Raw genomic sequence first — 8881 nt, forward strand, 5'->3', positions numbered from 1 at the left:
GCCTCCGCGCCCCGCGCCCAAGCCACGCAAGGCTCCAGCCGCTGCTGAGGACAAGCCCGTCGCGCCGAGGGCCGTCGAGGGCGACTACACCTTGCCGTCGCTGGACGTCCTGCAGGACGGCGATCCGCCGAAGTCCCGGAGCCGGGCCAACGACACCATGATCGAGGCCATCACCGGGGTGCTGGAGCAGTTCTCCATCGACGCCCAGGTCACCGGCTTCACCCGCGGCCCGACCGTCACGCGGTACGAGGTGGAGCTCGGCCCCGGCGTCAAGGTCGAGAAGATCACGGCACTGACCAAGAACATCGCCTACGCCGTCGCCACCGACAACGTCCGCCTGCTGGCCCCGATCCCCGGCAAGTCCGCCGTCGGCATCGAGGTGCCCAACAGCGACCGCGAGATGGTGCGCCTCGGCGACGTGCTGCGCGCGCCCACCACCATTGCCGACGAGCACCCGCTCGTCGTCGGTCTGGGCAAGGACATCGAGGGCCACTTCGTCACCGCCAACCTGGCCAAGATGCCCCACCTCCTGGTGGCCGGCTCCACGGGCTCCGGCAAGTCCAGCTTCGTCAACTCCATGCTGGTGTCGCTGCTGGCCCGGGCCACTCCCGACGAGTGCCGGATGATCCTCATCGACCCCAAGATGGTCGAGCTCACGCCGTACGAGGGCATTCCGCACCTGATCACGCCCATCATCACGCAGCCCAAGAAGGCCGCCGCCGCGCTGGCCTGGCTGGTGGAGGAGATGGAGCAGCGGTATCAGGACATGCAGGTCAACAAGGTCCGCCACATCGACGACTTCAACCGCAAGGTCCGGTCCGGTGAGATCACCGCGCCCCCCGGCTCCGAGCGTGAATACCGGCCCAGGCCCTACATCCTGGCCATCGTCGACGAGCTGGCCGACCTCATGATGACCGCTCCCCGTGACGTCGAGGACGCCATCGTCCGCATCACCCAGAAGGCCCGCGCCGCCGGCATCCACCTCGTCCTGGCAACGCAGCGCCCCTCCGTCGACGTCGTCACCGGCCTCATCAAGACCAACGTGCCGTCCCGCCTGGCCTTCGCGACCTCGTCGTTGACCGACTCCCGCGTCATCCTCGACCAGCCCGGCGCCGAGAAGCTCATCGGCATGGGCGACGGTCTCTACCTCCCCATGGGCGCCGCCAAGCCCGTGCGCATCCAGGGCGCCTACGTCGGCGACGACGAGATCAACGCCATCGTCTCCTTCACCCGGGACCAGGCCCAGCCCGACTACACCGACGGCGTCACCGCCGCCAAGGCCGGCGAGAAGAAGGAGATCGACGCCGACATCGGCGAGGACCTCGACCTCCTGTTGCAGGCCACCGAGCTCATCGTCACCAGCCAGTTCGGCTCCACCTCCATGCTCCAGCGCAAGCTCCGCGTCGGCTTCGCCAAGGCCGGCCGCCTCATGGACCTCCTGGAGACCCGCGGCGTCGTCGGCCCCTCCGAGGGCTCCAAGGCCCGCGAGGTCCTCATCAAGCCCGATGAGCTCGACGGCGTCCTCTACACCATCCGCGGCGGCGGCGCGTCCCCCGAGCCCGAAGAGGACGACGAGGAGTAACCCTCAGCGCTGCAACGGAACCTTGGCCAGCGCTTCCCGAATCGTCGTGGCCAGATCCGGCACGATCATCCCCAGCTCCCGGAGCCGATCCACGACCTGCGTGATGTGCTGCCCCAGTCGCCGGCTGACGGACACCAGGTGGGCCAACGGAACCGGCTTGTCCGGATCGAGGAATCCGCCGTCGTGTCGGGCATCGCGCAGCAGGGTCAGGTCGCGGAATTCCGGGTAGTACGGCAGATTCTCCGACGGCACGGTGAATCCCAGCTCGGCCAGCCGGTCCGCCGCCCAGAACGGCGACTGGTTCAGCCTGGCGTGGGCTTTTATCAGGTGGTGCAGCCGCACCGGCCGTCGGACATCCAGCCACGGCGCGGAACCGTTGAGCCGCACGCTCATCAGCTGGACATCCTCCGGCGACGTCTTCGTCGGCAGGTCGGGCGGGGTCAGCCCTGCGGCGCGACACCGCTCCATCGCCTGTGCCGTCGGAACACCGAGGTGGTTGATCATCCGGAGCATGGCGCCGGGCGGGATCGGCGCGGACGGTGTCTCCATGTCGGCGCACAGGCTCTCCCACAACGCGGGCAGCCACTCCGGCAGTGCGTCGTCGGTGAGTACTTCCGGGCGAATTTCCAGCTCGATCGATGCCCGCACCAGCTCGGGCAGCGAGGCGTAGCTCTTCTTGGCGGCCTTGCCGCCCGGGGCGACCGTGAACCCGTACGACGACAGGATGTCGGTGGCCTCGGCGATGGAGATGTGTTCCTGGCTCGCGGCCGCTCGGGCCTGGCCCATCCAGACGGTCTCCCCTGGCAGTCGCCACGGTTCCGAGCGGTCGTGATTGCGGCTGAGCAGAGACAGTTCTGTGCTGTACGACTGCCAGCGGCCGGCGGGGAACCGGTCGGGCTCCATGCCGTCGATGCCCAGGTCGGACAGGCGGCGCGCGGTCGAGCGGGGGGAAAGGCCCGCGATGGACGCGATGGAGAAGATGTGTCCGGGGGTGGCAAGCTGCTCGGCCGATCCCCACCTCAGCGAATATCCCCGACCCGCGCACAGCAGGTGCACATCAGAGGGCTTCGCCGCGAGCAGTGGGCCCGCCTCCGCGAGCTCGGCGGCGAGTCCCGTCAGCTCGACGGCGTCGTTGCGGGCCAGCAGGCGCCACAGGAAGATGTGGTCCAGCGGATAGCCATCGATCTGCCTGTGTGGGGGCATCGGCCATGATTCCCCGACCAGCGCCTTGTCGGCCGGAAAAATAGGGTGGCCCGGCGATTGCTCCGCGATCATGTCGGCCACTGCCGGGTTGTCGAACCCCAGGCGGCTGAGCCATTCCTCGGTCAGCAGCGTGCCCGCGCAGATCAGGTCCGGTATCGCCGCCCGCTGCAATTCGTGCACGACGGGTGCGACATCGCTCAGGATCGTCGTTCGGTCGACGGACAGGCGAGGGGCATTGTGTCCGGTGAGGTTCACGAAGGCGCCGAGAGTGTCGCCGTGGCGTGGTCCCGTGTGCAGTCCGTCGACGAGCAGTCCACCGCCGGACTCGCACCACACGACCTGGCCGGTCGCGTCGGTGACGGTGATTTCCCTGGTGTAGCCACCTTCGAAGAAGATCCCGGCCGGCCAGTGGGAGTGCTCGCAGCCATGCTGGGCGGTGGTGTCGAATTCGGCGATGGCCAACAGCCGGCCGAGGGTCTCGACGCAGGATTCCTCGATGCCGGAACGGAGGTGGAGGCGGATCGTCGTGCCGGGAGTGCCCTGGGTCGGCAGCTCCTTGATCTCGAAGAGGTGGCCGGGGCCGGTGATGGTCACCTGATACACCGGGCCGGGGTGGCCGGTGTATCTCGACATGCGGCAGGTGGTGATGGTGATTTCGTCGGCGAGCATGAAGTAGCTCAACACCCCGATGCCGAAGCGGCTGTTGGGGTGGAGCTCGATGGGGGGATCGAGGCGGGACCAGTCGACCTGCTCGTCGCGGAACTCGGCGAGGTCGGCGAAGCGGGCGCCGGCGCGGGCGAAGACGCCGGTGAGCTCGGAGAGGCCCATGCCCACGCCGTTGTCGGTGCAGTCGAGGTAGGGGCGGCCATCTGAAGAGATGCCCTGGGAGAAGGTGATCTGGCCGGACCAGGAGGAAGAACGGCCGGTGGTGCGGCGGAGGTACTCCTCGCGAGCGCGGCGGTAGCGGCAGGCGTCGAGGGCGTTCTGGTAGAGCTCGCGAATGGCGAGACTGCGGTCCCGGTAGAGCTGCTCGCCCATGAGGAGCTCCTGCACCCGCTGCTCGTCCATACGGAAGCGAGACCAGCCGGAGAAGACGGGCTTGCGGTCGGGGCCGAGGGCGGGACGAACCTCGTCGGACGAGGCGCGCTCGGGGAGGGAGCGCAGGGGAGCGAGGACCTGGTGGGTGTCGGCGGCCTGACGGACGGCGTGCAACAGGGCATCCAGGCGGACGGTGTGCTCGCGCAGGGCCTCGACGACGGAAGCGTGGTGGCAGACGGCGGACAGCACGGGACAGTCGGCGCGAGACTCCCAGCTGGCGGAGGCGATGGTCTCGTGCAGGTGCGAGAAATCCACGGGGGTGTGCCAGACGATGATGTCGGACAGTGCCGTGATGTCGATGGCCATGCTGTACGCCACGGCCAGCAGGAGGCCGAGCAGCGGGGTGCGGACGCGCTCCTCGTCGTCGGTGCCGCCGAACAGGGTCTCCTGGGGGCGCATCTCGACCAGACGTTGCTTGCCGCACAGGACGTTCGGCTCGATGCGCAGGCCCTGCAACAGGCCGCTGACCCGGTCGGCGGTGAGCACGGGCGGCAGGTCGGCGCCGGTCAGCAACCCGGCGATGGACTCGGGCTTGAGCACCTCGGCCCGGAGCCACAGCCAGCGGTGGAACAGCCACCAGCGAACCTCGTCGTGCCCGTCCATCCGGGCGGCGAGACGGCCGTGGTCCCGGTAGAACTCCGGGGGCGGCCCGTCGAGGCGCTCGGCGGCGGCGCGGGTCCACAACACCTGATGCAGCAAGGGAATCAGGGTGAGCAGCGTCGCCTCGGCCGCGTCGAACTCGATGCCCAGCTTGAGGGTCAGCCAGCTCACCCGCTTGGTGAACCGCTCGGCCAGGCCGCGGTCGAGCCACGGATCTCCAGGCAGGTCAAGGCAAACGCCGGCGAGGTGCGAGGCCACGGCGACGGCGGAAGTGCGGTCCTGGCCGCTGCGCCACGCCTTTGAGTCGTCAACCAACCGGGCCCACGGCTCCAGCGGCGGCTCCACCGCCGGCGCGGACACGTGCACGCCGCCGTTGAGGGTGCCGACCTGGAAGATCACCGAGTGGAAAGGATTGCCGGAGAACGTGTTGTCCGTGCCACCGCTGGCCATCCGAGCAGACTAGCGGCGCCGGTGCGGGGTCGGCGGGAGCTCCACCGGATCGGGCCCCGGCGACCACGGCTGGGTGCGTCATCCCCCCTGGTGACGACGCACCCAGCCGGTCATTCCTCCCCCGCGAGGAATCCTTCGATGTCCGGCTCCTCGGTGCCGGGCTCGGTGAGGCGCTCGGCGAGGGTGGGGACGGGTTCCTGGAGCCAGGCCGGGTCGTCCTCCAGGAGGCCGTGCTTGGCGGCGAACTGCTCGGTGGCGTCGCGGATGGACTCACGGAGAGCGCCGACGACGACGGACTCGGCGGTGCTGGTCAGCTCGATGAGCAGGGAGCGGACCTTGTCGAGCTGGTCGGCCTGGCCGGAGGTCTCGGCGATGGCGGGCCAGAGGTGGCGCTCGAAGACGTCGACGAAGTCGGCGGCCACGCGGTCGGTGGCGTCGCGGAGACGCTCGTACTGGGAGAGGACTTCCTGCGGCCCGATGGTGAGCTGGCAGAGGCGGGCGCCGCTCTCCAGGGCCCAACGGCGGGTGTGAGGGCGGCCATGGCGCCATTTGACGAGACCGAGCTGGGTGGCGCGGCGGAGCAGGGAGGGGCGGAGCTCACGGACGGAGACGAGGGCGCGGATCTCGTTGATGCCGATGGGAATCCAGTCCTCGGGGCCATCGGGAGCCAGGCCGAGGACGTCGGCGACGGATTCGCCGCGGTCGCGGGCCTCCAGCAGCTGGCCGATGGCGGGCAGGGAGAAGCCCCGGTCCTGGAGCCGCTGCACGAGCCGGAGCCGCTGCACGTGGCTGACGTCGTAGCGGGCGGTGCGGCCGACACGGCGGGGCGCATGCAGCAGACCCTTGGTCTGGTACATGCGGATCGTGCTGGTCGGCAGGCCGACCTCGGCGGCGAGCTCCTCCACGGACACGCCACGATCCTCGCGCGCGGCGAGGGGGCCAGTCAATACTCTTCTAGTTGTAATTAGAAGAGTTGCAGCAGCATTCGGCTGTTGCCGAGTGTGTTCGGCTTCACGTACGTGAGGTCGAGGAACTCGGCGACGCCCTCGTCGAACGAGCGCAGCATCTCGTCGTAGACCTCGGGCGACACCGGGGTGCCCTCGATCTCCACGAAGCCGTGCCGGGTGAAGAACTTGGTCTCGAAGGTCAGCACGAAGATGCGAGCCAGCCCCAGCTCACGGGCCAGGGCGACGAGCTGGCCGACGATGGCGTGCCCGATGCCGCGGCCGGCCACCATCGGGTCGACGGCGACGGTTCGGATCTCGGCCAGGTCCTCCCACAGCACGTGCAGCGCCCCGCAGCCGACGACCTTGCCGTCCAGCTCGGCCACCCAGAACTCCTGCACGGACTCGAACAGGGTGACCAGCTGCTTGGTCAGCAGCACCTTGCCCGCGTAGTGATCGACGAGCGCCTTGATCGCGCGCACGTCGGCGATGCGAGCCCGCCGCACGAGAAGACCGGTTTCCACGGCAGACAACCTAGTCCGTGGCCGCCGCACACCACCGCCCCGGTGAACCGGCGTCGCCGTAAGCTGCCAGGCGACGACAGCCGGCGGAGGGGGAGCGATGACGGGCGCGGGGTGGGACCCGTTCGCGGAGGCCGAGCGGGCGGCCGCGATGGGACGCACAACCGTGCTGACCACCGCGGACGGCGCGTGGTGGCTGCTCAACCCGGGCCAGCCGTGGCTGTGGTGGCGTGGCGTCGGCCAGTGGCGGCCGATGATGCCGCCGCCGGACCCGGCATTCCGCGCCACGGCCCGTCCGTCGCAGCTCCCGGGCGGTCAGGGCCCGCAGCAACCGGCACCTCAGCCCACGCCGCAGTCCGTGCCGCAGCCGGGATCGCTGTACCCGGAGCCGCCGGGCCCGCAGCAGCAGCCGGTGTCGCAGCCCTTCCCGGCCCAGCAGCAATTCCCCGCCCAGCAGCAATTCCCCGCCCAGCAGCAATTCCCCGCCCAGCAGCAATTCGCCAACCCGCAGCAATTCCCCGCGCAGCAGGGGTTTCCGAGCCAGCCGTTCCCGGTGCAGCACCCCTTCCCGCAACCGGCCTCGCATCCCCTGCCGCAACAGCCGCCGCCGCTGCCGCACCAGGCCGAGCAGACCCAGGCCTACGTCGAGCCGCTGTACGGGGGCGGGCACTTCGTCCGCACCGGTGAGCCGGTCGCCGCCTTCTTCGACAAGGCGAAGCGGGTGATCCTGTGGGCGGACGGCATCCGCCACGCGGAGAACACGGCCGGCCAGGCCAATCCGGTGATCCTGCTGATCGGCCAGCAGCACAGCGGCCAGCGCCGCCTGGTGCGCTCGTTCGCGCCGTTCATGAAGGCCACGGAGGCGATCACCGAGCCGGAGCCGGTGATCAAGACGGCGGCCGGCCTGATCCTGTCGGCCAAGGAACAGGAAAAATCACTCGAAGCGGTGGTGCGCGGGGCCATCACCTCGGCGTACGAGAAGACGCCGGTGCTGATGATCGAGAACGCCGACGCGCTGCTGGCCGACGCCGGTGACAAGGGCAGCATCGTCGACGTCGTGGTCGAGGTGGCGCACGACCAGGAGGAGTGCGGCGTCCTCGTCCTGTGCGGCACCCCGGCGTTCCTCAAGCAGCTCACGGACGCGGCTCCGGCCGTGGGCCAGCGCTCCCTGATCTACCACCTGCCGGACTTCGAGCAGCGCCCGGCGGCCGAGGCGCTGCTGGACGTGCTCGCCGCGGAACGCCAGGCCGCCGTGAGCCCGCAGGCCCGCGCCGGCCTGGCCGACCTGATCACCGGCGGCCGCACCCACCGCACGATGGGTGGCGCCCGCCGCGTCGAGGCGGTGATCGAGACGGCCTGCCAGAGCGCGATCATGCGCAGCGGCATGGCCCGCGTCGACGTCCAGGACCTGGCCGAGCTGCGCCAGGCCGCCGGCAACAGCGACCGCAAGTCGGCGGCCGAGCTGCTGGCCGAGCTCAACGCCATGGTCGGCCTGGACTCGGTGAAGCGCCAGGTCAACAACCTGGTGTCCGAGATGCAGGTGGACGAGCGCCGCCGCGCCGCCGGCCTGCCCATCCCGCAGCGCAGCCGCCACCTCGTCTTCACCGGCAACCCCGGCACCGCCAAGACCACCATGGCCCGGGTCATCGCCGAGCTGTACAAGGAACTGGGCGTGCTCACCGGCGGCCAGCTCGTCGAGTGCATGCGGGCCGACCTGGTCGGCGAGTACATCGGCGAGACCTCGGGCAAGACCCGCAAGCTGATCGAGCAGGCCTACGGCGGCGTGCTGTTCATCGACGAGGCCTACAACCTGGTGCAGGGCGGCGACGAGGACTACGGCCCGGAGGCGGTGGCGGAACTCCTGGCCCAGATGGAGAACCACCGCGACGACCTGATCGTCATCGTGGCCGGCTACCCGCGCGAGATGAGCACCTTCCTGGACTCCAACCCGGGCCTGCGCTCGCGGTTCCAGACCCGCATCGAGTTCCCCGACTACAGCAACGAGGAACTGGCCCGGATCTTCCAGCTGATGGCCAAGGCGCAGGGGTACGAGCTGGCCCCCGACCTCGTCGGCGCGCTGCCGGTGCGGATGAGCCGGATCAGCCGTGGCAAGGGTTTCGCCAACGGCCGGTCGTCACGGCAGCTGCTGGAGGCCACCATCAGCCGGCAGTCGGCCCGGCTGGCGGCCGACCCCAACTCGGACGTCGCCTCGCTCAACCGCCTGATCGCCACCGACATCCCGGCCCCGGGCGACACCGGGGTGCGGATGGGAGACGGTGGGGCGCAACGGGGTCTGCCCGATCTGCTGTCCGAATTGGACGGAATGATCGGTCTGGAGCCGGTGAAGCAGCGCGTCCGCTCGATGGTCGCGGAGATGGACGTCGACAAGCAGCGCCGCGCCCAGGGCCTGCCGGTGTCGCCGCGCAGCCGTCACCTGGTCTTCACCGGAAACCCTGGCACCGCAAAGACGACCGTGGCCCGGC

The 8881-nt window shown here is 69.9% G+C and carries 5 protein-coding genes; 2 read left to right on the forward strand and 3 right to left on the reverse strand.

Features of this window, described 5'->3' with window-relative positions:
* Positions 1-1582 (forward strand): DNA translocase FtsK (locus KUTG_RS61990; protein WP_043723018.1); only part of this gene is annotated, 1582 nt, incomplete at its 5' end.
* Between the two features lie 3 nt (positions 1583-1585).
* Here KUTG_RS61990 and KUTG_RS35165 read toward each other — a convergent pair.
* The 3 genes from KUTG_RS35165 to KUTG_RS35175 all read right to left on the reverse strand — a co-directional run bounded on the left by KUTG_RS35165 (position 1586) and on the right by KUTG_RS35175 (position 6401).
* Positions 1586-4933, reverse strand: coding sequence for a wHTH domain-containing protein (locus KUTG_RS35165; protein WP_043723019.1), 3348 nt, complete (start codon positions 4931-4933; stop codon positions 1586-1588).
* A gap of 110 nt (positions 4934-5043) precedes the next feature.
* Complete coding sequence (locus tag KUTG_RS35170) at positions 5044-5844, reverse strand: MerR family transcriptional regulator (protein ID WP_043723020.1); 801 nt, start codon at positions 5842-5844, stop codon at positions 5044-5046.
* A 53-nt stretch (positions 5845-5897) separates the two neighbouring features.
* On the reverse strand, positions 5898-6401 hold the full coding sequence (locus KUTG_RS35175; RefSeq protein WP_043723023.1) for an amino-acid N-acetyltransferase: 504 nt from the start codon (positions 6399-6401) through the stop codon (positions 5898-5900).
* Positions 6402-6498: 97 nt separating this feature from the next.
* Here KUTG_RS35175 and KUTG_RS54240 point away from each other — a divergent pair.
* Positions 6499-8881, forward strand: a 2383-nt coding sequence (locus tag KUTG_RS54240; RefSeq protein WP_157494963.1) for an AAA family ATPase, incomplete at its 3' end; no start/stop codon positions are given.

Origin of the sequence: Kutzneria sp. 744, assembly GCF_000568255.1 — a bacterium.
Taxonomy (GTDB): Bacteria; Actinomycetota; Actinomycetes; order Mycobacteriales; family Pseudonocardiaceae; genus Kutzneria.

Excerpts from the sequence above, each read along its gene's own strand:
- KUTG_RS35165 (WP_043723019.1), bottom strand. The coding sequence starts at position 4,933 with ATGGCCAGCGGTGGCACGGACAACACGTTCTCCGGCAATCCTTTCCAC.